The organism is Roseburia sp. MSJ-14, assembly GCF_018918225.1.
Taxonomy (GTDB): Bacteria; Bacillota; Clostridia; order Lachnospirales; family Lachnospiraceae; genus Petralouisia.
This window is the reverse complement of the sequence record NZ_JAHLQD010000005.1, coordinates 119269-145984: the sequence shown is the minus strand read 5'-3', so window position 1 is coordinate 145984 and position 26716 is coordinate 119269. Positions and strand designations below refer to the sequence as shown.

Annotated in this window: 25 protein-coding genes, 1 other RNA gene and 1 pseudogene; 22 read left to right on the top strand and 5 right to left on the bottom strand. The window is 37.9% G+C overall.

What is annotated here, in order from left to right; all coding sequences use genetic code 11:
* The first annotated feature begins 101 nt into the window (after positions 1–101).
* Positions 102–444, top strand: an RNA gene (rnpB, locus tag KQI83_RS01040) — RNase P RNA component class A.
* A 177-nt stretch (positions 445–621) separates the two neighbouring features.
* A complete protein-coding gene (locus KQI83_RS01035) occupies positions 622–1017 on the top strand; it encodes a hypothetical protein (protein WP_216554002.1) in 396 nt (131 codons plus the stop codon).
* A 102-nt stretch (positions 1018–1119) separates the two neighbouring features.
* On the opposite strand, the gene KQI83_RS01030 is transcribed toward KQI83_RS01035, so the two are convergent.
* Positions 1120–1560 (bottom strand): aspartate carbamoyltransferase regulatory subunit, encoded by a 441-nt coding sequence (locus KQI83_RS01030; RefSeq protein WP_216554001.1) that lies wholly within the window; start codon positions 1558–1560, stop codon positions 1120–1122.
* Positions 1554–2474, bottom strand: coding sequence for an aspartate carbamoyltransferase (pyrB, locus tag KQI83_RS01025; RefSeq protein ID WP_216554000.1), 921 nt, complete (start codon positions 2472–2474; stop codon positions 1554–1556). The genes KQI83_RS01030 and pyrB overlap by 7 nt, the downstream gene beginning before the upstream one ends.
* A 197-nt stretch (positions 2475–2671) precedes the next feature.
* On the opposite strand from pyrB, the gene KQI83_RS01020 reads away from it, so the two are divergent.
* Entirely contained in the window at positions 2672–3088 is a 417-nt protein-coding gene (locus tag KQI83_RS01020; protein ID WP_216553999.1) for a PH domain-containing protein, read from the top strand.
* Between the two features lie 82 nt (positions 3089–3170).
* Here KQI83_RS01020 and KQI83_RS01015 read toward each other — a convergent pair whose 3' ends face one another.
* Positions 3171–3575, bottom strand: a complete 405-nt coding sequence (locus KQI83_RS01015) for a putative ABC transporter permease (RefSeq protein ID WP_216553998.1) — start codon at positions 3573–3575, stop codon at positions 3171–3173.
* A 109-nt stretch (positions 3576–3684) separates the two neighbouring features.
* Here KQI83_RS01015 and KQI83_RS01010 point away from each other — a divergent pair, with 109 nt between their 5' ends.
* The 10 genes from KQI83_RS01010 to KQI83_RS00965 all read left to right on the top strand — a co-directional run bounded on the left by KQI83_RS01010 (position 3685) and on the right by KQI83_RS00965 (position 14159).
* Positions 3685–4530 (top strand): Mrp/NBP35 family ATP-binding protein, encoded by an 846-nt coding sequence (locus tag KQI83_RS01010; RefSeq protein WP_216553997.1) that lies wholly within the window; start codon positions 3685–3687, stop codon positions 4528–4530.
* A 327-nt stretch (positions 4531–4857) separates the two neighbouring features.
* Positions 4858–5019: a hypothetical protein gene (locus KQI83_RS01005; protein WP_216553996.1), complete on the top strand. Its 162-nt coding sequence runs from the start codon at positions 4858–4860 to the stop codon at positions 5017–5019.
* A gap of 70 nt (positions 5020–5089) precedes the next feature.
* Positions 5090–6169 carry an ATPase, T2SS/T4P/T4SS family gene (locus KQI83_RS01000; protein ID WP_216553995.1) on the top strand — a complete coding sequence of 360 codons (1080 nt, stop codon included), beginning with the start codon at positions 5090–5092 and terminating at the stop codon, positions 6167–6169.
* On the top strand, positions 6166–7542 hold the full coding sequence (locus KQI83_RS00995; RefSeq protein WP_216553994.1) for a hypothetical protein: 1377 nt from the start codon (positions 6166–6168) through the stop codon (positions 7540–7542). Before KQI83_RS01000 ends, KQI83_RS00995 begins: the two co-directional genes overlap by 4 nt.
* A 30-nt stretch (positions 7543–7572) precedes the next feature.
* On the top strand, positions 7573–7908 hold the full coding sequence (locus tag KQI83_RS00990) for a hypothetical protein (RefSeq protein WP_216553993.1): 336 nt from the start codon (positions 7573–7575) through the stop codon (positions 7906–7908).
* A gap of 130 nt (positions 7909–8038) precedes the next feature.
* Positions 8039–8182, top strand: a complete 144-nt coding sequence (locus KQI83_RS00985) for a hypothetical protein (protein ID WP_216553992.1) — start codon at positions 8039–8041, stop codon at positions 8180–8182.
* 16 nt (positions 8183–8198) lie between these two features.
* Complete coding sequence (locus KQI83_RS00980) at positions 8199–8672, top strand: hypothetical protein (protein WP_216553991.1); 474 nt, start codon at positions 8199–8201, stop codon at positions 8670–8672.
* Positions 8669–9241 carry a DUF948 domain-containing protein gene (locus KQI83_RS00975; protein WP_216553990.1) on the top strand — a complete coding sequence of 191 codons (573 nt, stop codon included), beginning with the start codon at positions 8669–8671 and terminating at the stop codon, positions 9239–9241. Before KQI83_RS00980 ends, KQI83_RS00975 begins: the two co-directional genes overlap by 4 nt.
* Positions 9242–9453: 212 nt before the next feature.
* Entirely contained in the window at positions 9454–11460 is a 2007-nt protein-coding gene (locus KQI83_RS00970; RefSeq protein ID WP_216553989.1) for an RNA polymerase sigma factor, read from the top strand.
* A 53-nt stretch (positions 11461–11513) separates the two neighbouring features.
* On the top strand, positions 11514–14159 hold the full coding sequence (locus KQI83_RS00965; protein WP_216553988.1) for an InlB B-repeat-containing protein: 2646 nt from the start codon (positions 11514–11516) through the stop codon (positions 14157–14159).
* A 1-nt stretch (position 14160) separates the two neighbouring features.
* Here the strand turns inward: KQI83_RS00965 and KQI83_RS00960 are convergent, their stop codons facing one another.
* On the bottom strand, positions 14161–15153 hold the full coding sequence (locus KQI83_RS00960; RefSeq protein WP_216553987.1) for an ABC transporter substrate-binding protein: 993 nt from the start codon (positions 15151–15153) through the stop codon (positions 14161–14163).
* Positions 15154–15247: 94 nt separating this feature from the next.
* Between KQI83_RS00960 and KQI83_RS00955 the strand changes: the two genes are divergently transcribed.
* The 9 genes and pseudogenes from KQI83_RS00955 to KQI83_RS00915 all read left to right on the top strand — a co-directional run bounded on the left by KQI83_RS00955 (position 15248) and on the right by KQI83_RS00915 (position 26383).
* Positions 15248–16618 carry an aldehyde dehydrogenase gene (locus KQI83_RS00955; protein ID WP_216553986.1) on the top strand — a complete coding sequence of 457 codons (1371 nt, stop codon included), beginning with the start codon at positions 15248–15250 and terminating at the stop codon, positions 16616–16618.
* A 90-nt stretch (positions 16619–16708) separates the two neighbouring features.
* Positions 16709–17431, top strand: coding sequence for a phosphatase (locus tag KQI83_RS00950; RefSeq protein WP_216553985.1), 723 nt, complete (start codon positions 16709–16711; stop codon positions 17429–17431).
* Between the two features lie 101 nt (positions 17432–17532).
* Positions 17533–17832 (top strand): YerC/YecD family TrpR-related protein, encoded by a 300-nt coding sequence (locus KQI83_RS00945; RefSeq protein WP_216553984.1) that lies wholly within the window; start codon positions 17533–17535, stop codon positions 17830–17832.
* Positions 17833–18114: 282 nt separating this feature from the next.
* Positions 18115–19422, top strand: coding sequence for an O-acetylhomoserine aminocarboxypropyltransferase/cysteine synthase family protein (locus tag KQI83_RS00940; protein WP_216553983.1), 1308 nt, complete (start codon positions 18115–18117; stop codon positions 19420–19422).
* A gap of 15 nt (positions 19423–19437) precedes the next feature.
* Positions 19438–20370, top strand: a complete 933-nt coding sequence (gene cysK, locus KQI83_RS00935; RefSeq protein WP_216553982.1) for a cysteine synthase A — start codon at positions 19438–19440, stop codon at positions 20368–20370.
* A gap of 263 nt (positions 20371–20633) precedes the next feature.
* Positions 20634–20960, top strand: a pseudogene (locus KQI83_RS17175) (ROK family protein); the annotation flags it as partial.
* Positions 20961–20982: 22 nt separating this feature from the next.
* The gene (locus KQI83_RS00925; RefSeq protein ID WP_216553981.1) at positions 20983–24456 is read left to right on the top strand and encodes a DNA polymerase III subunit alpha; all 3474 of its coding nucleotides are present in this window, start codon (positions 20983–20985) and stop codon (positions 24454–24456) included.
* A gap of 149 nt (positions 24457–24605) precedes the next feature.
* Positions 24606–25580, top strand: coding sequence for a 6-phosphofructokinase (pfkA, locus tag KQI83_RS00920; protein ID WP_216553980.1), 975 nt, complete (start codon positions 24606–24608; stop codon positions 25578–25580).
* 17 nt (positions 25581–25597) lie between these two features.
* On the top strand, positions 25598–26383 hold the full coding sequence (locus KQI83_RS00915; protein ID WP_216553979.1) for a TrmH family RNA methyltransferase: 786 nt from the start codon (positions 25598–25600) through the stop codon (positions 26381–26383).
* Positions 26384–26401: 18 nt separating this feature from the next.
* Here the strand turns inward: KQI83_RS00915 and KQI83_RS00910 are convergent, their stop codons facing one another.
* Entirely contained in the window at positions 26402–26662 is a 261-nt protein-coding gene (locus KQI83_RS00910) for a hypothetical protein (RefSeq protein ID WP_216553978.1), read from the bottom strand.
* Positions 26663–26716: the final 54 nt, after the last annotated feature.

The following is a 26716-nucleotide window of genomic DNA, read 5'->3' as shown; positions in this document are numbered from 1 at the left end:
GTGCGAGCTGAACTTTAACGGTACTAATATATATAGTTACCACTTGATTTTCTAAAAAAAATGTGTTAGGATGACGAAAGTGTGTAATAGCATATAGTAAATAAGTAGGGCAGATAATCGCGGCTGCAAGTGTCGAAAGACCGCAGGTGAGGAAAGTCCGGGCTTCATAGGGCAGGATGCCGGTTAACGGCCGGTGGAGGTGACTCCAAGGACAGTGCAACAGAAATATACCGCTAGCAATAGTAAGGGTGGAAGGGCAGTGTAAGAGACTACCGCCTGTCTGGTAACAGACGGGGCACATGTAAACCCCATCCGAAGCAAGACCGAATAAAAGCGTTGACGTGGCCCGCTAGCTTTAGGTAGGTCGCTTGAGATAACTGGTAACAGTTATACTAGATAGATGATTATCCACGACATAACCCGGCTTACAGCCTTGCTTATTTAAGAAAGAGACTCTTGTTTTTAGAAACAAGAGTTTTGTGCGTTATAGGAAAGAATTAAAAACAACATGTTTATGATTATTACCAAAGTATAAAATGTTTCTTAAAAGAAAATAACTCCATTGACTTTAAAATTTTTCTGCGCTACCATAAATTCATACTTAAGTCAGGAGTGAGGAAAATGAAACAGAAGTTACAGCGTTTTATGATGGGAAGATATGGTGCAGACCAACTGGGACAGGTATATATGGTAGTATCCCTGGTGTTGTTAGTAATATCCATGTTTACCAGATGGGGAATCTTTTATCTACTTGGATTTGGGCTGATGATTTATGAGTATTACCGAATGATGTCCAGACAGATTGATAAACGATATGCAGAGAATCAGAAGTTTGCTACTTGGAAGTATAAACGAGTGGTAGAACGTAATAAGAGAAAAGAGCACTGGAAACAGCGTAAAGTATATCATTTTTATAAATGTCCTTCCTGTAAGCAAAAGGTGCGAGTACCAAGAGGAAAAGGAAAAATTTGTATTACCTGTCCGAAGTGTAGAACAGAGTTTATTAAGAAAAGTTAATTAAAATTAGAGATAAGAAAAGAGAGTGGTAACATAAATGGCAAGTTACTACTCTCTTTTTATCAATGGGAAATTGCGTCCTATTGTATAAAAAACGCTCCGCTATCGTATTTTCTTGTGTGGGTTGTACTTTTCCTCACAATATTTACAACGATAGGTTTCGTTTTCAGGGTCTGTTAAAAGGAAAATCTGGTCTAATTCCTGCTCAATAGAAGTGATACAACGTGGATTCTGACAGGTAATTACATTTTTGATTTCCTTTGGCAGGTGAAGTTCACGTTTTTCAACGATTTTTTCCCCTTTAATAATATTGACAGTAATATTGTGGTCAATAAAACCAAGTACATCCAAATCAACAGCGTCAATATTGCATTCCACCTTTAAAATATCTTTCTTTCCCATTTTATTACTACGGGCATTTTTAATAATGGCAACACAACAGTCCAGCTCGTCTAATTTTAAGTCATGGTAAAGAGAAAGACTGGTTCCTGCCTGAATATGATCTAATACAAAACCTTCTGTAATTGCACCTACGTTTAACATACTTCTACCTCCAGTAATGTAAGAATCAGTGCCATACGAACATAGACACCATATTGTACCTGTTTAAAATAAGCAGCTCTTGGGTCATCGTCTACTTCCACAGAGATTTCATTTACTCTTGGAAGTGGATGCATAACAATCATATCATCCTTGGCAAGATCCATTTTTGCCTTGTTTAAGATATAAAAATCTTTCATACGAATGTAATCTTCCTCATTGAAGAAACGCTCTCTTTGTACACGAGTCATATATAAGATATCCAAGTCACCGATAGCATCTTCTAAACGTTCTACTTCCTGGAATGGAATGTTGTTTTTCTTTAGGACATCTTCACGAATATAGCTTGGAATGCGCAGTTCTTCCGGTGAGATTAAAACAAAACGAATACCGGGATAACGAATGAGTGCCTGAATCAAAGAATGAACAGTACGTCCGAATTTTAAATCACCGCAAAGACCAATAGTAAGATTATCAAGACGTCCTTTTAAAGAACGGATAGTAAGTAAATCTGTAAGAGTTTGAGTAGGGTGCTGATGTCCACCGTCACCAGCATTGATAACTGGAATTCGTGACTTCTGAGAAGCAACTAGCGGGGCACCTTCTTTTGGATGTCTCATAGCGCATATATCAGCGTAACAAGAAATAACACGGATGGTATCAGAAACACTCTCACCTTTAGAAGCAGAACTGCTGTCAGCACTTGCAAAACCGAGAACACGTCCACCAAGGTTTAACATGGCAGCTTCAAAACTTAATCTTGTTCTGGTACTTGGTTCATAGAAGCAAGTAGCAAGTTTTTTTCCCTCACAGGCATGTGCGTATTTCTGAGGATTTTTTTCAATATCAGTTGCCAGCGTAAGTAGTTTATCCAGTTCCTCAACGGATAAATCAAGCGGGCTCATTAAATGTCGCATATGACTCCTCCTATTTGTAATTTGTATAAATTACGGTTGACAGTATGATTGCCTGCAAATAATTAATAACTCGCAGGCATTTTCACTATCATATAACAGAAAAGAATAAATTTCAAGAGGTATTTTGTGAAAAAGGTTTGCCAGAAAAAAAGAAGTATAGTACAATAAAAAGAAAATGAATTAATGAGGTGTTTTTTATGGCAAATGAAAAAGTAATATTAGAAGAAGATGAAGTAGTATACAAGGAGCGCAAAAGAATATTATTCTTTGGTTTGCCTTGGACTTTTACAAAATATAGCATTACAGCGGATATGATTACAGAGGATAGAGGCTTATTAAGAACCGAAGAAGATGATTGCTATATGTATAAAGTGCAGGATGTAAAGCTGACGACCACATTGTTGGAAAGAATCTTCGGATTAGGAACCATTATTTGTTATACAGGAGATGTGACAACTCCTCAATTAACTATGGTACATATCAAACATGCAAAGGAAATTAAGAACTATCTGTTAAAGGCTTCAGAGGCAGCAAGAATGAAGAGAAGAACAATCAATACGCAGGATATCGGAGCAAGTGATTTGGATCTTAATGGAGATGGAATTCCTGATTAAAATGAAAGATTAAAAAATAAAAATGCCGCTTTGTCTCCAAAGACGAAGCGGTACTTTTTATTTGCACAAGTAGTGAAGAAACTTATAAAGTGTGTTTCTCATACTTTTTCCTACATAATATTTTTTCATATAAAAGCCCGGTAAGCATCCAGTAAGGGGCGTAGTCTAAACGTATCACTCCTTTTATATTTGTTCGTGCTTTGCTGTAATCCCAAGGACATACTCTATATTTTTTTAAAATACTTCCAAAAATGTATTCAGCAGTAAAAATAAGCATAGAATAAGCAAAGGCGCGTATAAGTGTAGGAACATTTTTCAGTTTTTGATAAAGTGGTTTGATAATAACAGCAAGTCCGTAGATGGGGAACATCCAAAGAGAAGTTTTACCAACTAAGGTAAGTTCACGTCTGCGAAAGGAATCAAACGCAGTAAAAAGAATTTCCAAACACCATCCGATCAGACCGCATAGTATAAAATTTTTTTTCATAGAGATAGTATGTACAAAATATTGTAATTTATTGAAAAGAAACAAAAAATAGAGTATACTTATTTTCAACGTGTGTGAAGATAAATAATAAAAGTCAGGAGGAATGATTATGGCAGATAAGAGTGAGTGCAGCGGAGCATCCACCTGTTCTAAGGAAAGTTGTGAAGGATGTCCGGGCCATAATAGTGCGCCAAAGAGTTTGATAGAGGATTTAAATCCATATTCCAGTGTGAAAAAAGTAATAGGAATAGTCAGCGGAAAAGGTGGCGTTGGAAAGTCTTTTGTAACAGCTTCACTGGCAACAGCAATGAGAAAGCAAGGATATGAAGTGGGAATTTTAGATGCTGATATTACAGGACCTTCTATTCCTAAAATGTTCGGAGTTCATGGACCGGCAGAAGGCAGTGATATGGGACTTTTTCCCGTTGCAGCGGCAGATGGAACCAAGATTATGTCTTTGAATTTATTGATGGAAGATGAAGAAGCACCGGTTGTATGGAGAGGACCTGTAATTGCCTCTACGGTGAAACAATTCTGGCATGATGTATACTGGGGCGATATTGATTATCTGTTTGTAGATATGCCACCGGGAACAGGTGATGTACCACTTACGGTATTTCAATCTCTTCCGGTAGATGGAATTGTAATTGTAACTTCTCCACAGGAGTTAGTGCAGTTGATTGTGAAAAAAGCAATTAATATGGCAGAAATGATGAAGATTCCGGTATTAGGATTAGTAGAAAATTATAGTTACCTGAAATGTCCAGATTGCGGAAAAGAAATTAAGTTGTTTGGTGAGAGTCATATTGATGAAGCAGCAGCCGAAATGAACATTCCGGTACTTGGAAAGATGCCATTGAACCCTGAATTTGCTCAAATGGTGGATGAAGGAAAGTTTGACCAGATTGAGAATCCATATCTGGAAGAAGCAATAAAAAAAGTAGAAAATATATAAAAAATAAGCAGTGTCTAAAAATCTTTTTTGACATCTGAAAGCCTTGCAGTAAGCGGATTTGCTCCTGCAAGGCATATTTTTTTGTGAAAAAAATTGTAAAAAATGCATAATTGATTTTTTGAAAAGAACCAATTACAATACCAAATACAGAACGACGTTCTATCATAAATCTAATATTGCCGAATCTGAAAACGGCATCTTTTAGTTCTGAATCAGAATTTTAATCAAAATAATATCAAAGGCGTAAGCTTCGCCAAAATCAACAATAACAAAAGAGAAGAGACAACATGGAAGAATAATGTGAAATAAACAGAAGGGAGGAAGTATATGAAGGTCATTTTTGAAGAATATAGCGGAATTATTATTATCGGTGTTGTAATTGTTGCACTGATTGCATTAGTGGGTCTGCTATTGGTAGATGGCGGTCCGGTGCATAATGCATTTGTAAATATGGTAAATTCGTTATTTGCCAAGGCTGGAACAGTATAAAAAAGAAGCTGCCCTGCCGGGTTTTAGGCAGGGAGCTTACTAGGAAGTGTTAAAAAGAAAGGAAAAATGCGTGGAAACAAATTGGGAACTTCAAGAAGAAGATTTTGGGGCATTTTTACCCTATATACAGAAAAAAGAAGTAACAGATATTGATTATAACGGTCATGAGTTGTGGATAACGGATTTAGAAAGAGGGAGATATCGTGCAGAAACAGCGATAACAGAAGAATTTATCGAGGAGTTCACCCATAGAATAGCCAACAGAGTGAATAAACCGTTTAATCGAATTCACAATGTGTTAGAAGCAGAGACAAAGACACTTAGAATCAGTATCGTACATGAATCCGCTGCGGTAACCGGGCGATCCATTTGTATTCGTAAGTCATTGCCGGAGGTAAGGCATACTATAGAAAGTATACTGGATACAGAATACTGTCCATTGCCGATTTTAAATTTATTAATTAATTGTGTGCGTGCAAAAATGAATTTTGTTTTTTGCGGAGAACCGGGAGTTGGAAAAACAGAATGTGCGAAATTTTTTTCCGGATTCATACCGGAAAATCAACGGGTAATTACCATCGAAGATAACTTAGAAATGCATTTTCGGGAAATTAATCCGGAAAATGATTGTGTGGAATTGCAGGTAAGTCGTGAATTAAGTTATACAGATGCGATTAAGTTATGTCTTCGTCAGAACCCCAAATGGATTATTTTATCAGAGGCACGTTCTACGGAAGTACAATACTTGTTAGAACAGTGGTCTACCGGAGTTTGCGGGTTTACCACTTTACATTTAGATGATTTAAGAAATTTGCCGGATCGAATTATGAACATGATTGGAAGGACCAAGGACGCAGAACGTTTAGAAAATTATATATATGAGTTTGTAAGTGTAGGTGTCCTAATTCGCCAACGTGTAGATGAAAAGGGAAAACAGAAACGTTACATCGATCAGGTGTGCTTTTATGATAGGTACCAAGGGAAAAATAGTGTTTATATGTTGATGGAAGACGGAAAAATCTTGTCTAAAGAGATACCGGAAGATGTAAAAAGAAAGTTTGAGCGTGTGAATATAGAGAATTTTTTCCAATGTGCGGAAACAACGGCATTTGAACCATTGGATATGAGTTTTTTACAGGAGGAAAAATGAAAAAGAAAAGAAAAAAAGAGCATGCATGGTGGCTGTTAAATCCAAAGTATTTACAAAAACAAATTGATGGATACGGATATTATTTTTCTTGGGGCAACTATGTGATTTCATTGTTGATTTCTTTTGGTGGTATATTTGTTTGCGGAAGGCTGTTTTCATTGTCATGGTATATGGTGATGATTTTGGCGGTGGCGTGGATAATCATGTTGCCGGGAATGTTATTGAATGGATATAAAAATATGTACGAGCATAAAAAGTTTTTAGAAGCATCAGATTATATGGAGCAAATTTTATATTCGTTTCAACAAGAAGGAAAAATATTGTCAGCCTTGCGTGATACAGAAAGTTTGTTTCCGGAAGGAAGAATGCGTACTACAATCGGTGAAACCATAGCGTATATTGAACAGGGGACATATGAACATGATTTATATCAGGAGGCATTTCAAAAAATAGAAGAACAGTATCCGGGAAGAAGGATGATTGCAATTCACAGTTTTTTGCGAGTAATTGAAAAAAATGGTGGAGATTATAGAAATGGCATACGTTTGCTTCTTGCAGATAAGGCTTTATGGGTTGAAAATGTATTGTTACTGCAAGAAGAAAAGAAGCGGGGACGAACCAGGGTAATTGTTGCGTTGTTAATTACGATTCTTTTGGCAGCAGTATTTCATGGAGTGTATCGAACAATGCCGGAACAATACTCCATTATAAACAATTCTGTTACACAGATAGCGACAACCTGCTATTTTCTATTAAATATGTTGATTTTTAGAAAGGCAAATCAGGAACTTGCAAAAAGCTGGCTGGAAAGAGAAATAGAAGACGATGAGAAAAAAGTGAGGGAGTATTGGAAAATAGTTACACAAAAGAAAAGCCCATATAGGTTGTCTTATCGTATTTGTTATAACTGGTTGGTAAAAGAGATAAATCTTCGTTTTCCACAGTGGTTGATGGAACTAGCATTGCTATTACAAGGAAATAATGTTCAGGTTGCCATTAGTAAGACAGTTACAGAAGCGCCAACTGTACTAAGACCGGAATTGGAGAAAATGATAGAAAAATTGAAAGAACAGCCAGAATCCATGGAACCATATATGGAGTTTTTAAATATGTTCCAATTATCTTATGTGCAGTCAGCAATGAAAATGTTATATGCCATATCTGAATCAGGAAACGGTGATAGCCAGGAGCAGATACAGGTAATGGTGCAACGAAATGAAAAATTATTAGATCAGGCAGAAAAAATATTAAATGAAAGAAAACTAGCAGGAATTACCACCGTCGGTTACTTACCACAAATTACAATTTCATTTGAAATGATGATAAATATGGCAGTATTTATGATGGTATTTCTTACAAAAATGAGTATTTAAAATAAATATTTAATATAGAAAGGAACAAAGATGGGACAGGTAATCAAAGCTTATATGGGATTATTTTTCTTATTACTTGAAGCATTGCTTGGAATGGGGATTGTTGCTGCCGGAGTGCAAACTTCCGCAGCCAGAAATTATCATTCTGATATTATGGAAGAAATCGCATGTAGTAATTTTAATGAAGGTGTGATAGAGGCTTGTATAGAACAAGCTGCGAAAGAAGGATATCGCGTAGAAATAGAATCAGCAGTATATGATGAAACATCTAATATGCAGTTGGCATCAGTAATTTTATATTATGACTATGCTATTCCGGTACTGAATCTGTTTTCGGAGCACGAGATTCGAGGAATGGCAGGATAGGAAGGAAGAAAGTATGAAAAAACTTATGGAGGAATATGCAGGGATGATAGTTTATGTAATAGCAGGACTAATGTTAACCGGTGTGTTTTGGCAATTATTAGAAAGAGTGAGTAGTCAGTAGGAAGAAAGAATGAAAAATGTATGGAATGAATATGGAGGAGTAGTTTTGGGAGTTACAGGAATTGTGGCGATTACAGGAATTGTAATGCGATTGTTACTTCCGGCGGGGGAGATTTACAAAGTAATTCTAGCGTTTTTCCAAAGTATTTGTTAAAGGAAAGGTGATAAAAATGAAAAACGGACTGGAAGAATATGGTGAAATGTTGGTAGGGGGAGTAGTTGCCGTTATGATTTTGGCACTGATTTTTTCAGCAGGGTTACTATCCGTAGTTGGAAAAAGAACACAGTTACAGAAAAAAGACTATAGTAACTATCAGGATTTTCAAAACTTTTCAAAAGTGTGTCAAAGAACAGCACCCAAAATTTTTTATAACGAACAAAAGCAGTGGTATGCAGGGGATATAATTTCAATAGAAGAAATATTTTCGGGGGAGGATGCAGAAGGGGAAAAACTAGCTGTAGAAGTGCAGGGAATCGTAGATAAATCAGGAAACAATCAAATGAAAATGTATCAACAAGAGACACAGAAAGTAATTTTCCCAGAGGCAGGGATTTATGTTTTTAAGTTAAGGGTGCAAGATAAAGAAAAAAGATACACAGTGGAAGAAATAGAAATTCCTGTGGATAAGAGGGAGAAAAAATGAAATATGTGATAAAAGGTGGCATAATGGCTGCAATTGCATTTATGGTAATTGTAGCTGCTATGATAATTAGTGGTCGCAGTGTCCGGAAAAATGAGTTAGAAAATACTTTAGAACATGCAACAAAGCAGACAGTTGAATATTTGAAGAAAAATCCCCAAATTGACAGGCAGGAGTTTGTGCAATATTTCAAAAATAATCTGGAAATGGGAATTGAAAGTGATTCTGAAATACTAGTTTCTATTATAGAGGCGGATACAGAAAAGGGAATTTTATCAGTACATGCAGAAGGAAATTTTCAAAATTGTCTTGGAAAAAAGGAAAAAGTAGAAGCAAATAAAACTGTAATATTAGAAAAATATCAGTTGGAAAAGAAAAAGCAGTATACAGCAGTGTATAAAATTGCAGGGGAGATTTATAAAGTATATAAATTAACAGAAGGAAGTAAAATACCGACGCCCGTTAATCCTGATGGTAACTTTGAAGGTTGGATGGATGAAAATGGACAGGTTGTGTACCCAGAAGAAATTCAATTGGAAACGGATAGAATTTTTTATGGAAAGTTAGAATGAAAAGAAAGTTGTACATTGAAAAAAGAATATATGGAAAAAAATGGAAAAATACTTGCCTTTTGGTAAGTGAGCTGATAATATCGGAACATACATGTGCCTTGCAGAAAAATAGAATTAAAAAAATTGCAAAAATAGGGAACCAAAATGAAATCCGATGGAACTTATATATGAGGGTTAAAAATAAAAGGACCATCGGAAAGGAGAAAATGGCAGTGGATGGAGGAAGAAACGTGCAGACAGAACAGATAAGACAGGCTGTAGAGCAAATGAAGCAGGGAGAAGAAAAAGGGTTTAATTACATATATGGAGAGACATACAATTTCGTATACTCCCGTGCAAAACTTGCAATTAACGATGAACAGGAAGTGCAGGACCTGATACAGGAGGTTTATGTTGCAGCTTATCGTAATATCGAAAGCCTTAAGAACGTGGAGAGTCTGTATGCATGGCTTGCTACCATTATCATGCGCCAGGGAGCCAAAATGGCAAACAAGAAGAAAAATTATGTATTGCTCACAGAGGAGCATGAAGGAATGTTCGAAGAACTACCGGATGAATCCGTAAAGTTAGAGAGTGATGCAATCAGAAAAGAAGATGCAACCATTATCAGAGGATTGTTGGAAAGACTTCCGGCAGAGCAGAAAAGTGCCGTAGTATCTTTTTATTACGATGGTTTGAAAGTAGAGCAGATAGCAGATGTTACAAAGACCAGTGCCGGAACAATAAAAAAACGACTGTATCTGGCAAGAAAGCATCTACAGGAGTACATCACAGAGCTGGAAAGAAAAGAAGGTGTAAAGTTAAGAGGCTTTGGAGCACCGGTACTCATTTTAGCAGTAAAGATGTTACTGGAAGAAAACACACTTTCCACAGTATCTGCACAGGGAATCTACAATCAGGTTTGTTCCGAGGTAGGGATAAAGGCATCTGCATTGGCATTTCAAAGTGCACAGGCAGGAGCCACTACAATGGCGGGAGCAGATACCACAACAGGACTTGGAAAAGGAATAAAAACCGGATTAACAGAACAGATGAAAGGGCAAGGAACAGGTATGAACAAGTTAGTTAATAAATTAGCAGCATTAGGAAAAGTAAAGATAGCAGCGATTGCAACAGGAGTAGTTGCAGTAGCAGGAGCAGGAACTGCAACAGGTGTGTATCTTCACCACCAGTCAGTGGTAAAAGAGGCACAGGCAGAAGAAAAACAGCGGAAAGAGGAGCAGGCAAAGGCAGAGCAGAAAGAAAAAGAAGCGTTGCTTGCAGACCTTACCAAGCGTTATGAAAAAGCAACAGAGTTAAGGGATAATTTGATTTTAGAAGATTCTGTAATCAATATTTTAAATCGTGATTTTAACACCATAAAGACTGCTTTGGATGATAAGACAGCAGACAGTGATACAGAAAAGACTATGAAAACATTAGAAAAGAATCTGGAAGGATATAGACAGCAGAATGAGCAGTATCTGACAGAGCAGAGAATGGCTATTATGGATTATCATAATGAAATGGTTCCGCAGGAAAGCCAGGATGCATGGGACAAACTTCTTTCCGAGTATCAGGAATTGTTTGATGCAGTAAAATATAAAGATGCAAATGCCAAACTTGCAGAAGTAAATACCGCTATTATGGCATTTTTTACACAGAATGCAACAGAGGTAGCAAGTAATGATACCAGTGATGCATCAGCAGAAAATGGAAACAATAACAACAACGGAAATGCTGGAAATAGTAGCAATAGCGGAAATGGTGCAGGAAACGGACACAATGGAAACGGAAGTGCTACGACAGGAAACGGTTCCGGAAATAATGGAAACGGTAATGGGAACAGTAGTTCAGGAAACAGTGGTTCAGGAAACAGTGGAAACGGAAATACTGGAAGTGGAAATAATAATGGTGGAAATGGAAACACAGGAAATGGTGGAACAAGTACACCGGAGACACCAGTAGAACAGCCAACCGGAAACGGATGGAGCCAGGATGAAGGAGATATACTGAGCCAAGTATGTGCGGATTGGTTTAATTTTGTGTATACCGATGAAGAGGCACGGGCACAATTAACATCTAGATTACCCGGAAGAACCTGTACGTTAGTACATTATCCGCCAGAACAAAGTGCAGAAGCAGAAGCATTATGGAGAAGTCTTGATGAGAATGTATATTGTGTCACAGGAAAAGTGGTTGATCCGATATATGGAACATATTTTATTTATGGAAAATAATAGAAATGTATTAGGTAATTTAATATGAGATAAAAGGAGAAAATAGTGAAAAAATGAAAAAAAATAGAATAGTAAGAGGAATTGTTACTGCGGTGCTAGCATGTTTGCTTAGCACCGCTTTTGGTTCAGTGAAAATAGAGGCTGCAGGGGATGTGGTAGATGAAGAAATAGCGACTGTAACAAAGGAAAGCACGCAGGTAACATATAATCCGAGTGAACAGAAGACAGGGTATCACTTAGAGATATTAAGTCAATTTCAATGTGACCATAAAGCTAATCGGGATGGGCGAGCTATCTACACCACAATGACAGGTCTTGCTCCTACACCAGAACAGGTCATGAATGGCGTTGTAAATAGTGGTGGGCTTAATTATGCATTGACATCATATACAGCGCAACCAGTGGGAGAGGGGGCAGAACGAATCGGAAACACTGTGGTTGCGTACCATGTATACAACGTAGACAATGCAATCAACGGAGTGATAGATGCAGTATTAGCAGGACCTTATACTGCGGTAAACGGATATGCGGGATATGCTTATTACAGAGGGGAGTTTTCACACTGCCCGTATACCGGGAAAGAGTATTTTGTAGCATATGGACATTCCTGGCTGGGAGATTCCGCAGGGACGGTAGGAAATAATGAGTATTATCCAAAGGGATACAGCCATATCGTAACCCGCTACCGCTTTGTACCAAACAACTATACCGTAACCTATAACGGAAACGGGGCTACAGAAGGCTATGTGGCAAACCAGTCCGCAACGTATGACCAGACATTTAATCTTTCAAATAATGGATATAAGAAAGACGGAGCTGTTTTTTGCGGATGGAATACTTCACCGGATGGAAAAGGACAGAGCTTTTCAGAGGGACAGTCTGTGGCAAATCTGACAGCAGCAGATGGTGGCGTAGTGACACTCTATGCCCAGTGGAAACCGATTAACTACAAGGTACATTTTGACGGAAACGGAGCCACTTCCGGTAACACACCGGATATGAGTTATGCTTTTGACCGGGGCGGATATTTGAATGCAAACGGATTCAAAAAGCAGTACAGTATCAATTACAACGGAAACGGTGGAACAAGTGAAAAGAATCAGGATATTGCAGATGCAAAGTTTAACGGATGGCAGGACAACAATATATATTATTACCGTGGCATGTATTTTAATTATTTTGGATTCGATGCACCATATTATGTAAATAAATATCAGGATGTGAAAAACTGGTGCGGATATAACAAGTATGCTGCACTTCACCACTGGTATACCTATATCATTGCTCAGGGAGTAGAGGACAGGCAGTCAGCACAGAATTTTAAAATCGGAGATTACATGAAGTATGGCGGCGGAGATTTAAAAGCAGCATTAGGAAATAACAGACTGGCGTATGTGACACACTGGATGAATGTGGGAATATATGAAGGAAGAACAGGTGCGGCAAACATTGATACTGCAACTTCCGACCTTTATCCGGACAGAGCATGGGTGGCAAATCTGGCAACCAGACAAAATGAAACGGTGGTACTCACCGCAGACTGGACACCGGGAAGTGTTGTTTTGCCAAAGGCAGAAAGAGCAGGCTATCAGTTCGCAGGCTGGTATACCAGTGCGGAAGGTGGAACCTTTATCGGAAAAGCAGGAGCAGCTTATACGCCAACAGTCAATGGAAATACGCTGTATGCACACTGGGTAGCTAATGATTATGAAATTGCTTTTGACGGAAACGGGGCTACATCCGGAACCATGGAAAATCAGAAAGCCAAGTATGATGAAGTAGTGACATTACAGAAAAATCAGTTTGAACGCACCGGATATACTTTTACTGGATGGAACACTGCTCCTGACGGAACAGGAACAACGCTAGAAGATCAACAGCAGGTAAAGAATCTTACAACGGAACAAAACGGAACGGTAACACTTTATGCCCAGTGGAAAGCGAACTCGTATACCATTCATTTTGATGGAAACGGAGCTACAGACGGAGCAATGGAGGATATTTCGGCAGTATATGACCAGGATATTATATTACCTCCAAATCAGTTTGTGCGAACCACAGAAGAAGGAGGAAGTGTCTTTACCGGATGGAATTTAGAAAATGGAATTTATGATGCGGAGTTTGCAGACCAGGAAACTGTAAGAAATCTGACAGCAGAGGCTGGGGTGGTAGTAACACTTTATGCCATCTGGGATGACTGTCCAAAGATAGAGGCGCAAGACCGTTATTTCAGCTTAAGCTTTGCACAACAGGGAAAAATCACACAAGAGGAGCTTCTAAGTACCGCATCAGCAACAGACCGTGAAGACGGAGACTTGGAAAATCGTACAAGTGCGCAGATAGATGAGGTAGGTATCAATGGAAGTCTGAGCCTATACGGATATGCTGCTACGGACTTTACAGAGCTGACAGACAGTGCAAGTGTAAGCATGACCTATAAGGCAGTAGATAGTATAGGGAATACTGTATACAAGACAGTGACAGTGTATATTACCAATACCCAGCCGGTGGCTCAGACAGACTTTGTATATACCAGATTCATCAATGAAAAATATTATAAGGCATCTTATGAAAATGGAGGACTGCATCCAAGGTCTGTCTGGAGAAATGATGCCACATACCAGAGTACATTGCAAAATGCATTGTCAAATATGAAGAATGAGACACCGGAGGAAACCTACTATATAAAAAAGAAATAGATTATTCTTCCATTGCTTTTTCTGCAAAAGTTGTATTTATAAGTGTGTCATAAGGTGGACGTTGGGAAAGCTCACCAGATTCTTGTAAAACGTCTAAAAGTAAGTCATAGCTTTCCTTTTCAAAAACAAGATCTGTATTCCAGGTATTTTGCTCAGAGTAACGAGTGATAATTTTCGTAAGTGTTTCAAGGTCAATCTCCTTAAATTGCGGAGCAATTAGTTTGGCTGTTTCTTCTGCGGTATGAGTATTAACATAAGTCATACCTTTTTGGAGCGCATTGGTAAGACTTTGAATTATTTCAGGATGTTTTTCGAGATAACTGGATTTTGCACTAAAAGCAGTATAAGGAATAAAGCCGGAGTCAACACCTAAGGATGCAACAACGTAACCTGCGTTCTGCGTTTCTAAGATAGTAGCACTTGGTTCAAATTCTACAGAAAAGTCACCCTGCCCACCAGAAAAAGCAGCAGCAGTGGAACCAAAATCAATATTTTGAAGGATTGTAAGGTCTGTAGAAGGATCTAAACCATTTTGTTTTAAGATATATTCAAAAACCATTTCCGGCATGCCACCTTTACGACCACCGATGACGGTTTTTCCTTTTAAATCAGCCCAGGAAAAGTCATTAATATTAGAGCGGGAAATTAAAAAATTGCCAGCTCGTTGCGTAAGCTGAGCAAAGTTGATAATTTGGTCATTTGCGCCAGAATTGTAGGCATAGATAGTTGTTTCGGGTCCCATAAATGCAATATCAGCGTCATCAGAAAGTAGCGCAGTCATAGTTTTATCAGAACCGAAACCTGTAACGAGGGAAAGGTCTATGCCTTCTTCTTTAAAATAACCTTGTTCTATAGCTACATATAATGGTGTATAAAATACGGAATGTGCAACTTCATTTAAATTAACTTTTATAAGATGTGATTGATTTGAATAAGAGCAGGAACAAGTAAAAAAAGTGCATATAGTTGTAATAAGACAAACAAACTTTTTCATAAATATATTCCATTCGTTTTTATTAAAGTATGGGATAGAAAAGAAAATGTGATATAATTAGAAAAGATTAAATTATCATAGAAGGGGCAAAATTATGGAAATTGAAAAAATTGTTACAATGCAAAGAGCATATTATGAAAGTCAGAAGACAAAGAGCTTAAACTATCGGATGAATGCACTAAACCGTTTAGAACAGGCAATTTTAAAATGGGAAAAACGAATAGAAGAAGCCTTGAAAAGGGATTTGAACAAGTCAGTATTTGAAGCATATATGACAGAAGTAGGAATGACATTGGCAGAGCTGCGATATACCAAAAAGAATTTAAAACAGTGGATGAGGGATAAACGAGTAAAAACACCATTGGCACAGTTCCCGGCAAAAAGTTATGTAAAATCAGAACCATATGGTGTGGTGTTGATTATGTCACCTTGGAATTATCCTTTTATGTTATGTATGGAACCATTGATAGGAGCATTGGCAGCAGGAAATTGTTGTGTATTAAAGCCATCCAACTATTCGCCAAATGTGTCAAAGGTTATAAAAGCGATGATAGAAGAAGTATTTCCGCAAAAGTATGTTGCGGTTGTAGAAGGTGGAAGGAAAGAAAATCAAAATTTGCTGGAACAAAAATTTGATTATATCTTTTTTACAGGTGGGATAAAAGTTGGAAAATTAGTTATGGCAAAGGCAGCGGAGCACTTAACACCTGTTACATTAGAGTTAGGTGGAAAAAGCCCATGTATTGTAGAAAAAACAGCAAACCTTAAACTTGCAGCGAAACGATTGGTATTTGGAAAATTCTTAAATGCAGGACAAACCTGTGTTGCTCCGGACTATCTTTTGGTACAAAAAGAGGTAAAAAAAGAATTTTTACAATATGTATTGTATTGGATAAAGAAGATGTATGGAAATGATGGAGAATATGGACAGGATTATCCGAAAATCATTAATGAAAAGCATTTTGAACGTATATGTCATTTGATTGAAGGGGAAGAAGTTCTGGTTGGAGGAAAGGCAAATCCAGATACATTACAAATTGCGCCAACCGTACTAAATCATGTAAAATGGGATGCACCGGTTATGCAGGAAGAAATATTTGGACCAGTACTGCCTGTGCTGGAATTTACAAAGATAGAAGAGGCAGAACAATTTGTAAAAGAACGACCAAAGCCATTGGCATTGTATTTGTTTACACAGGATAAAAGCATTGAAAAAAAAATCACAGAAGGGCTTTCCTATGGAGGCGGTTGTGTAAATGATACAATTATACATCTTGCTACATCCTATATGGGATTTGGCGGTGTAGGCGAAAGCGGGATGGGAAATTATCATGGTAAAGAAAGCTTTGAAACATTCAGCCATAGGAAAAGTATGATAAAAAAATACAATTGGTTTGATAATCCTGTGCGATATGTACCGTATAAGAAAACAAAAGAAAGAATTTTGCGAATGTTTTTAAAATAAAAATAATCTTGCTTTTTTAACTAATGGGGTATAATATACGCTTGTGAGAAAATGTAGAATAAGTTTTGAAGAATAGAAAAGAGGAACCATATGGTAGATAAAATAGATTTGCATACCCATACCATTGCAAGCGGACATGCTTATAGTACCCGAAGCGAAATGATAGCAGCGGCGGCAAACAAGGGATTAGAGGTGTATGCCATTACAGAGCATGCACCTGCTATGCCGGGAAGTTGTCATAGTATGTATTTTATGAATTATCGGGCATTGCCACGAAAACAGGAAAATATGACTGTGCTTTATGGGGCAGAGTTGAATATTTTAGATTTTGAAGGACATGTGGATTTGCCGGAATCCATTCTAAAAGAGATGGATTTGAATCTGGCAAGCATTCATACACCATGCTTTACAGCGGGAAATAGAGAAGAAAATACTCGCGCATACATCAATGTAATGAAGAATCCCTATGTTAATATTATTGCCCATCCGGATGATGCAAGATTTCCAATCAACTATGAGGAATTAGTAAAGGCAGCAAAAGAATACCGGGTTATTTTAGAGGTGAATAATGCGTCTTTGTCGCCGGGAAGCTTTCGAGGTGATCCACGAGAGGTCTATGCAGAAATGCTGAGCTTGTGCGTAAAATATCAAGTTCCGGTAGTGATGGACTCAGATGCACATATTGATACAGCGGTAGGAAATCATGAGTATGCCCAGAAAGTATTAGAAAAAGCAGAGTTTCCAGAAAAACTTTTAGTAAATACCCATCCGGAAATGCTAGAACATTACATAAATTTTTATCAGAAAAAGTAAAGATTATTCTATTTACTTCAAAACTTTAATATGTTAAAATTACTATATGATAACGTACCAAAGCGTACAAAAAGAGAGACAATGAAAAGGAGAAATGGCATATGAGCAAAAAATTAAGAACGGAAGCCGTAGACCATTTATTTGAAGCGATTTTAAGTCTGGAAAACAAAGAAGAGTGTTATACGTTTTTTGAGGATGTGTGTACGGTAAATGAGCTACTGTCTTTATCACAGCGATTTGAGGTTGCCAGAATGTTACGCGCTCAGAAGACATATTTGGATATAGCAGAAAAGACAGGTGCTTCCACTGCTACAATCAGCAGGGTAAATCGTTCTTTAAATTATGGAAATGATGGCTATGATATGGTATTTGAGAGAACTGGATTAAACAAAAAAGAATAAGAATAGAAAAGATGTTGCTGCAGAAATGTAGCAACATTTTTTAAAAAAATAAAAAAACCTATTGACATAGTAGGAAAAGTAGGATATAGTATCACTATACTAAAAACCACTTAAACAAGTAGGAAATATAGGAAAAGGAGAATCAGCTATGAAAAAAGTAAGAGAAAAAGCCTTGTACATAACGAAAGACGACCGAATGTGTGGCTGTTTCTGCTGTTAAGAATAACAATAAAAAGTAAAAATAATTAAAAATCAGAAAACAGATAAACAAGGAGAAAAAATATGAGTAAAAAAGCATACGCAGATAGAAATTTAAAATTTGAAACATTACAGTTACATGTAGGACAGGAAAATCCAGATCCAGTTACCGATGCAAGAGCAGTACCAATTTATGCTACATCTTCTTATGTATTCCATAATTCAGACCATGCAGCAGCAAGATTTGGATTACAGGATCCGGGAAATATCTACGGAAGACTTACCAATCCAACACAGGATATTTTTGAACAGAGAATCGCAGCATTAGAGGGCGGTGTAGCAGCACTTGCAGTTGCTTCCGGTGCAGCAGCAGTTACCTATACAATTCAGAATCTTGCGCACAATGGAGATAACATCGTAGCAGCAAATAATATTTACGGTGGAAGCTACAATTTATTAGAGCATACACTTCCGGATTACGGAATCAAAACAACATTTGTGGATCCTGCTGATCCAAACAACTTTGAAAAAGCAATTGATGAAAATACAAAGGCACTTTACATTGAAACACTTGGAAATCCAAATTCTGATGTAAGTGATATTGAAGCAATTGCAGCAATTGCACATGCTCACAAAATTCCATTGGTAGTAGACAGCACCTTTGCTACTCCATATTTACTAAGACCAATTGAACACGGAGCAGATATTGTAGTACACTCTGCAACCAAATTTATCGGAGGCCATGGAACAGCAATCGGTGGTGTTATCGTGGATAGCGGTAAATTTGATTGGGAGGCATCCGGAAAGTTCCCATCTTTAACAGAGCCAAACCCAAGCTACCACGGAGTAAGCTTTACAAAAGCCGTAGGACCAGCAGCATTTGTTACAAAGATTCGTGCTATTTTGCTAAGAGATACAGGAGCAACCATTTCTCCATTTCATGCATTTATTTTCTTACAGGGATTAGAAACCTTATCCTTAAGAGTAGAACGTCATGTGGAAAATGCATTAAAAGTAGTAGAATACTTAAATAATCATCCTCAGGTAGAGAGAGTACATCACCCATCTGTATCTAAGGATCCAAAACAACAGGAATTATATAAGAAGTATTTTCCAAAGGGAGGCGGATCTATCTTTACCTTTGAGATTAAGGGTGATGACCGTACAGCAAAAGATTTCATTGATAACTTGGAAGTATTCTCACTTTTAGCAAATGTGGCAGATGTAAAATCTCTTGCAATTCATCCGGCTTCTACGACACATTCACAGTTGAATGAGCAGGAGTTGAATGAACAGGGAATTTACAAAAATACCATTCGTTTATCAATCGGAACAGAACATATCGATGACATTATTGAGGATTTAGAAGAAGCATTTAAAGCTGTAAAATAGAAGGAGGCAGTCAAAATGGCTGGAATATATCAAGGAACATTAGATTTAATTGGAAATACCCCATTAGTTGAGGTGACAAACATAGAAAAAAAATATGGATTAAAAGCAAAATTGTTAGTAAAATTAGAGTATTTTAATCCAGCTGGAAGTGTAAAAGACCGTATTGCAAAGGCAATGATTGAAGATGCGGAAGAAAAAGGAATTTTAAAGGAAGGCTCTGTTATTATAGAGCCGACTTCCGGAAATACCGGAATTGGTCTGGCTGCAATTGCAGCGGCAAAAGGATATCGTGTTATTCTTACTATGCCTGAAACTATGAGCGTAGAACGTAGAAATATCTTAAAAGCTTATGGTGCAGAACTTGTATTGACAGAAGGACCAAAAGGAATGAAGGGTGCAATTGCTAAGGCAGAAGAGTTAGCAAAAGAAATACCGAACAGTTTCATTCCGGGACAGTTTGAAAACCCGGCAAATCCAGAAATGCATAGAAAAACAACCGGACCGGAAATCTGGAAAGATACTGATGGAAAAGTGGATATTTTTGTTGCAGGTGTAGGAACCGGTGGAACTATAACCGGAACAGGAGAATATTTAAAATCTCAGAATCCAGAAGTAAAAGTCGTGGCAGTAGAGCCTGCATCTTCACCAGTATTATCAGAAGGAAAAGGCGGACCACACAAGATTCAGGGAATCGGAGCAGGATTTGTACCGGATACCTTAAATACAAAGGTTTATGACCAAGTATTTCCTGTAGCGAATGAAGCCGCTTTTGATACTGCAAAGGAAATTGCAAAAACAGAAGGTGTATTAGTAGGAATTTCATCCGGGGCTGCATTGTTTGCTGCATTAGAATTAGCAAAGAAACCGGAAAATGAAGGAAAGACTATTGTGGCATTATTGCCAGACAGTGGAGATAGATATTATTCCACTTCCTTATTTGTAGAATAGAATTTAGGTGAAAGACCTGACGACTCTTGAAAGAGAGTAATCAGGTCTTTTTTACTTGTGAGTTTGAGCATTTTGTGCTATTATCAAACATATGTTTAATGAGAAAAAGGAGTTAAATTGGAAAGACAGTTCTTTCCTACAGAAACACCAGAGATTACATTACCAAAATTAGAGGCATATTTTGAAGAAAAAAACATAGAGGAGCATTTGAAAAACTTCAAGTACCAATAGGATTTGATACGGATGTAAACGGATTTGTACTACCGGCGTTAGAAGAACGTTGGGGAAAACCGGGAATCGAGTTGGTAGAAAACAAAGAAGTATGGGAGATGGAAGCATATTATATTGCCCAGGCACTGGTGGATTATGTAATGATGCTTTCACCATAAAAGATAATTTTAGGTGGAGAAGTTATGCATCAGGAACAACTCTTTCCTTTGATACGAGAGAAATTTAAAGAGATGTTAAATGGTTATATTGATACAAAAGAGTTAGAAAATTTGAATAACTATATTGTGCCGCCATCCTTGGAGGATAATCAGGGAATTATGGGTGCAATACAGTTAGCGTTACTTGCACTAGACAAGTAAAACAGAGCAAGGAGAGTTATTCATGTCGTTTGCACATTTACACGTCCATACAGAATACAGTTTGTTGGACGGCTCAAATAAAATAAAAGAATATGTTGCCAGAGTAAAAGAATTGGGAATGAACAGTGCCGCCATTACAGACCATGGTGTTATGTATGGTGTCATTGATTTTTATCGTGCTGCAAAAGAGGCTGGAATTAAGCCGATTTTAGGCTGCGAAGTCTATGTAGCACCGGGTTCTCGATTTGACAGAGAAAAAGTAGAGGGGGAAGAACGATATTATCACTTGATTCTGCTGGCAGAAAATGATCAGGGATATCATAATCTGATGAAAATTGTCTCTCGGGGATTCACAGAAGGTTATTACTATAAACCACGCGTAGACCGTGAGGTATTAGAGACTTACCACGAAGGAATTATCTGTCTGAGTGCCTGCCTTGCAGGAGAAGTACAAAAGCTTTTGGCAAGAGGCAATTACGAGGAAGCGAAAAAGGCAGCTCTTTGGCATGAAGCAACCTTCGGAAAAGGGAATTATTATCTGGAGTTACAAGACCATGGTCTGCCGGAACAGAAAAATGTAAATCAACAGTTATTACGTTTAAGTCAGGATACAGGAATTGAACTGGTAGCCACGAATGACGTTCATTATACATATGAAACAGACGTGGATTCCCATGATATTTTGCTGTGTATTCAGACAGGAAAGAAGCTATCCGATGAAAATCGTATGCGTTATGAGGGAGGACAGTTTTTTGTTAAGTCCGAAGAACAAATGCGGGCATTATTTCCTTATGCACAGCAGGCAATTGATAATACACAAAAAATTGCAGACCGTTGCAACGTAGAGATAGAATTTGGTGTTTTGAAATTGCCAAAATATGATGTCCCGGATGGTTACAGTTCTTGGGAATATTTGCAAAAATTATGCTACGAAGGCTTAGAGCGAAGATACACACCGGAAAAGCAGCAAGAGTTAAAGCCACAGTTAGAATATGAATTAGGTGTAATTCATCAGATGGGATATGTGGACTACTTCCTTATTGTATGGGATTTTATTCACTATGCCAGAAAAAATGGAATTGCAGTAGGACCGGGGCGAGGCAGTGCAGCAGGAAGTATTGTGTCTTATACACTTGAGATTACCAATATTGATCCAAACCGGTATAGTTTGATTTTTGAGCGCTTCTTAAATCCGGAACGTGTTACCATGCCGGATATTGATATCGATTTTTGCGTGGAACGAAGACAGGAAGTTATTGATTATGTAAGCCGAAAATATGGGAAAGACCAGGTGGTTCAGATTGTTACCTTTGGTACCATGGCGGCAAGAGGTGTAATCCGTGATGTAGGACGAGTCATGGACCTTCCTTATGCCTATGTAGATGGAATTGCCAAACAGATTCCAACAGAACTTGGAATTACAATCGAAAAGGCACTTAAAATGAATCCAGAGTTGCGTAGTATGTACGAAAGCGATGAGAATGTGAAAAGACTTATCGATATGTCAAAGCGTTTGGAAGGACTTCCAAGACATACCTCTATGCATGCGGCAGGTGTAGTAATCAGTTCCAAGGCAGTAGATGAATTTGTGCCGTTATCCAGAGCATCGGATGGTTCCATTACCACTCAGTTTGTAATGACTACTCTAGAAGAACTGGGCTTATTAAAAATGGACTTTTTAGGTCTTAGAAACTTAACGGTTATTCAAAAAGCAGTTCGTTTAATTGAAAAGAGTCAGGGAATTCAATTAGACATTGACCATATCGATATGGATGACAAGGGAGTGTTAGATTCTCTTGGGACAGGACATACAGAAGGAATTTTCCAGTTGGAAAGTGCCGGGATGAAAAACTTTATGAAGGAATTAAAGCCCCAGAGTTTAGAAGACATCATAGCGGGAATTTCCTTATATCGTCCGGGACCTATGGACTTTATACCGGCGTATATTCGCGGAAAAAACAACCCCCAGTCCATTGTATATGACTGTCCACAGCTAGAGCCAATATTAAAACCTACTTACGGTTGTATCGTATATCAGGAACAGGTTATGCAGATTGTACGAGATCTTGCAGGATATACCATGGGACGAAGTGACATGGTGCGACGTGCCATGTCTAAGAAAAAGACAGCAGTTATGGAAAAAGAGCGTCAGAACTTTGTTTACGGAAACAAAGAAGAAGGCGTGCCGGGCTGTATCAGCAATGGAATTGATGAAAAAGTTGCAAATAAAATTTATGACGAAATGATAGACTTTGCAAAGTATGCATTTAACAAATCCCATGCGGCGGCATATGCGGTGGTTTCCTACCAGACAGCCTACTTGAAATATTATTATCCGGTAGAGTATATGGCGGCGTTAATGAGCTCTGTTATGGATAATTCCGGTAAAATCTCAGAATACATTCTCACTTGTCGCCAGATGGGAATACAGGTGTTACCGCCCAGTGTAAATGAAGGTGAGAGCGGATTTTCCGTTTCGGGAGGTGCAATTCGCTATGGCTTAGCGGCAATTAAGAGTGTTAGCCAGACTGTAATAGAAAAACTTTGCGAAGAACGACAAGAACGTGGAAAATTTACAAGTCTTAAGGACTTTTTAACACGAATGGCAGACCGGGAAATCAATAAGCGAGTGGTGGAAAACTTAATCAAGGCAGGAGCGTTGGATAATCTGGGTGCAACCAGAAAGCAAAGTATGATGGTTTATGCCGGTATTATGGATTCTATTGCTCAGGATAAAAAGAACAATATGGCAGGACAGATGACGCTATTTGATTTTGCAGGTGAGGAAGAAAAGTCGGAGTTTGAAGTGAAATTGCCGGATGTGGGAGAGTATTCCAAGGAAATGTATCTTGGCTTTGAAAAAGAAGTTCTGGGAGTTTATATCAGTGGACATCCGCTAGAGGAATATGAGGAGAAGTGGAGAAGAAATATTTCCAGAGTTACCACAGATTTCCTTTTAGATGAAGAAACAGGACAGACCAAGGTCAACGATGGAGAAAAGGCAATTGTAGGCGGAATGATTGTGGATAAAACCATAAAATATACAAAGAATAATAAAACAATGGCATTTATCACACTGGAAGATTTAGTGGGAACCTTGGAAGTAATCATTTTTCCCAAAGATTATGAAAAAAACAGCCGACTGTTAAATGTGGACGATAAGGTATTTATTCGAGGGAGAGTGTCCACAGAAGAAGAAAAAAACGGAAAATTGATTTGTGAAAAAATCTATTCCTTTGATGAAACCAAAAAAGAACTGTGGCTTCAGTTTGAAACCAAAACAGACTATGAAGATAAGGAAGAAAAATTGTTTCAAATGATGAAAAATAGTGACGGAAGTGACAGTGTTGTAATTTATATTTCTGGTGCAAAATTGATAAAAAGACTTCCGCCAAGCCAAAATATTGGGGTTTCTTCAGAGATTGTGAACAATTTAACTAACTTTTTGGGTGAAAATAACGTAAAAGTTGTAGAAAAGAGCATTGAAAAACAGTAAAAAAGATATTAGAATGTAATAGATTGATATTTATGCACACAGATGCATAAAGAAAACAGCAACAGTATGCATCTGGCACAACGAACAGACGGATGCCTGCTCGAGTGCTATGTAAAATATAGAATATGGAAATACAGGAGGGAAATGTCATGGCAGACAAGATCCAGACAATAGGTGTACTTACCAGTGGTGGAGACGCACCTGGAATGAACGCAGCAATCCGTGCAGTTGTAAGACAGGGACTTGCAAAAGGATTAAAAGTAAAAGGTATCAAAAGAGGATACGCAGGATTATTACAAGAAGAAATTATTGACATGGAAGCAAAGGATGTATCTGATATCATCCAGCGTGGTGGAACTATTTTACAGACAGCAAGATGTCCGGAATTTGTAAATCCGGAAGTACAGAAGCAGGGTGCTGAAATCTGTAAAAAACATGGTATAGATGGATTGGTTGTTATTGGTGGTGACGGTTCTTTCCAGGGAGCTCAGAAGCTTGCAAACCTTGGAATTAACACAATCGGACTTCCGGGAACAATTGACTTGGACATTGCATGTACAGAATATACCATCGGATTCGATACAGCTGTAAATACAGCTATGGAAGCAATTGATAAAGTGCGTGATACTTCTACTTCTCATGAGAGATGTTCTATTATTGAAGTTATGGGACGTGGCGCAGGATATATTGCATTATGGTGTGGTCTTGCAAACGGAGCTGAGAAGGTTCTTCTTCCGGAAAAATATGATTATGATGAGCAGAAGATTGTAGACGATATTATTGCAGCTCGTAAGCATGGAAAGAAACATTATATCATTGTAAATGCAGAAGGAATCGGACATTCTGCAAGCATGGCAAAGCGTATCGAAGCAGCTACAGGAATGGAAACAAGAGCTACGATCTTAGGTCATATGCAGCGTGGAGGAAGCCCTACATGTAAAGACCGTGTATATGCATCTACTATGGGAGCATACGCAGTTGACTTATTATGCAAAGGAATGTCTAACCGTGTCGTTGGATATCGTCATGGAGAATTTGTTGATGATGATATCAATGAAGCATTGGCAATGGAAAAACAGATTTCTGAATACGAATACGAAATCTGCAAGAACTTAAGTATATAATCAAAGAGGAATATACCATGATAACAAGTGCAGCAAATCAGCAGATGAAGCATGTTATCCAGTTAAATAAAAAGGCAAAAACCCGCTATGAACAGCGGGTTTTTGTGGTAGAAGGAATAAAAATGTGTATGGAAGCACAAAAGGAAGACATACAGGCAATGTATGTTTCGGAATCCTTTTTAAAAGTGCCAGAGCATGAGGAAAAATTAAGAGAATATTCCTATGAAGTAGTAGCGGATTCTGTGTTTAAAATGATTAGTGATACCCAGACTCCACAGGGGATTTTGGCAATTGTAAAAATGCCGGAATATACCTTGGAGGATTTGATGGGAAATAAGGAAAGACCAACCCATTTATTAATATTAGAAAGTATTCAAGACCCGGGAAATCTTGGAACAATGATTCGTACCGGAGAGGGAGCAGGAGTTACAGGAATTTTGATGAATAAGACCACCGTAGATGTTTTCCATCCCAAAACCATTCGTTCCACCATGGGCTCTCTTTACCGAGTACCATTTTATGTTACAGAATCCTTAGAAGATACTTTGCAAGACTTGAAAAAACAAGGAGTTTCTCTGTATGCAGCCCATTTAAAAGGAAAGAAATCATACGCAGAGCCAGATTATACCGAGCCTTGTGGATTTTTAATTGGAAATGAAGGAAATGGGTTGTCGGATAAAATTGCAGAATATGCAGATGAATATATACGAATTCCTATGGAAGGGAAAGTAGAATCTTTAAATGCGGCAATAGCGGCCACGCTTTTAATGTATGAAGTGAATCGGCAGCGAAGCAAGAAGTAGGTATAGTATTTGCTATACCTACTCTTCAATTACATGAATTTCCAGAAAATCAAAGTCGATATCATCTACAAAGTTATCCTGATAGAAACGTGCTTTGGAATGACGTTTGAATTCGGATATAGTAGAATCTAACCAAAGAGGTTTACTTAAGTCAAACTCATAGCAGACTTCTTCTAAAGCACGAAAAATTTTATGAGTTCGTGTATCGTCACTGTCATCGGTAATAACAGTATCTTTTAAAAGGTGATTGTCCTTGAATAGTTTAAACCAGATGCGCATAGTTTTAGTTCCTTTCTGTAAGTTATTTCTGTTATAATAATATGGATTACTCTG

Excerpts from the sequence above, each read along its gene's own strand:
- KQI83_RS00945 (WP_216553984.1), top strand. The coding sequence starts at position 17,533 with ATGAGCAAAAAATTAAGAACGGAAGCCGTAGACCATTTATTTGAAGCG.
- pyrB (WP_216554000.1), bottom strand. The coding sequence starts at position 2,474 with ATGCGACATTTAATGAGCCCGCTTGATTTATCCGTTGAGGAACTGGAT.
- KQI83_RS01015 (WP_216553998.1), bottom strand. The coding sequence starts at position 3,575 with ATGAAAAAAAATTTTATACTATGCGGTCTGATCGGATGGTGTTTGGAA.
- KQI83_RS00985 (WP_216553992.1), top strand. The coding sequence starts at position 8,039 with ATGAAAAATGTATGGAATGAATATGGAGGAGTAGTTTTGGGAGTTACA.
- KQI83_RS01030 (WP_216554001.1), bottom strand. The coding sequence starts at position 1,560 with ATGTTAAACGTAGGTGCAATTACAGAAGGTTTTGTATTAGATCATATT.
- KQI83_RS00955 (WP_216553986.1), top strand. The coding sequence starts at position 15,248 with ATGGAAATTGAAAAAATTGTTACAATGCAAAGAGCATATTATGAAAGT.
- KQI83_RS00950 (WP_216553985.1), top strand. The coding sequence starts at position 16,709 with ATGGTAGATAAAATAGATTTGCATACCCATACCATTGCAAGCGGACAT.
- KQI83_RS01005 (WP_216553996.1), top strand. The coding sequence starts at position 4,858 with ATGAAGGTCATTTTTGAAGAATATAGCGGAATTATTATTATCGGTGTT.
- KQI83_RS00975 (WP_216553990.1), top strand. The coding sequence starts at position 8,669 with ATGAAATATGTGATAAAAGGTGGCATAATGGCTGCAATTGCATTTATG.
- KQI83_RS01020 (WP_216553999.1), top strand. The coding sequence starts at position 2,672 with ATGGCAAATGAAAAAGTAATATTAGAAGAAGATGAAGTAGTATACAAG.
- KQI83_RS00995 (WP_216553994.1), top strand. The coding sequence starts at position 6,166 with ATGAAAAAGAAAAGAAAAAAAGAGCATGCATGGTGGCTGTTAAATCCA.
- KQI83_RS01010 (WP_216553997.1), top strand. The coding sequence starts at position 3,685 with ATGGCAGATAAGAGTGAGTGCAGCGGAGCATCCACCTGTTCTAAGGAA.
- KQI83_RS00965 (WP_216553988.1), top strand. The coding sequence starts at position 11,514 with ATGAAAAAAAATAGAATAGTAAGAGGAATTGTTACTGCGGTGCTAGCA.
- cysK (WP_216553982.1), top strand. The coding sequence starts at position 19,438 with ATGGCTGGAATATATCAAGGAACATTAGATTTAATTGGAAATACCCCA.
- KQI83_RS00960 (WP_216553987.1), bottom strand. The coding sequence starts at position 15,153 with ATGAAAAAGTTTGTTTGTCTTATTACAACTATATGCACTTTTTTTACT.
- KQI83_RS01035 (WP_216554002.1), top strand. The coding sequence starts at position 622 with ATGAAACAGAAGTTACAGCGTTTTATGATGGGAAGATATGGTGCAGAC.
- KQI83_RS00910 (WP_216553978.1), bottom strand. The coding sequence starts at position 26,662 with ATGCGCATCTGGTTTAAACTATTCAAGGACAATCACCTTTTAAAAGAT.
- KQI83_RS00915 (WP_216553979.1), top strand. The coding sequence starts at position 25,598 with ATGATAACAAGTGCAGCAAATCAGCAGATGAAGCATGTTATCCAGTTA.
- KQI83_RS00990 (WP_216553993.1), top strand. The coding sequence starts at position 7,573 with ATGGGACAGGTAATCAAAGCTTATATGGGATTATTTTTCTTATTACTT.
- KQI83_RS00940 (WP_216553983.1), top strand. The coding sequence starts at position 18,115 with ATGAGTAAAAAAGCATACGCAGATAGAAATTTAAAATTTGAAACATTA.
- pfkA (WP_216553980.1), top strand. The coding sequence starts at position 24,606 with ATGGCAGACAAGATCCAGACAATAGGTGTACTTACCAGTGGTGGAGAC.
- KQI83_RS00925 (WP_216553981.1), top strand. The coding sequence starts at position 20,983 with ATGTCGTTTGCACATTTACACGTCCATACAGAATACAGTTTGTTGGAC.
- KQI83_RS00980 (WP_216553991.1), top strand. The coding sequence starts at position 8,199 with ATGAAAAACGGACTGGAAGAATATGGTGAAATGTTGGTAGGGGGAGTA.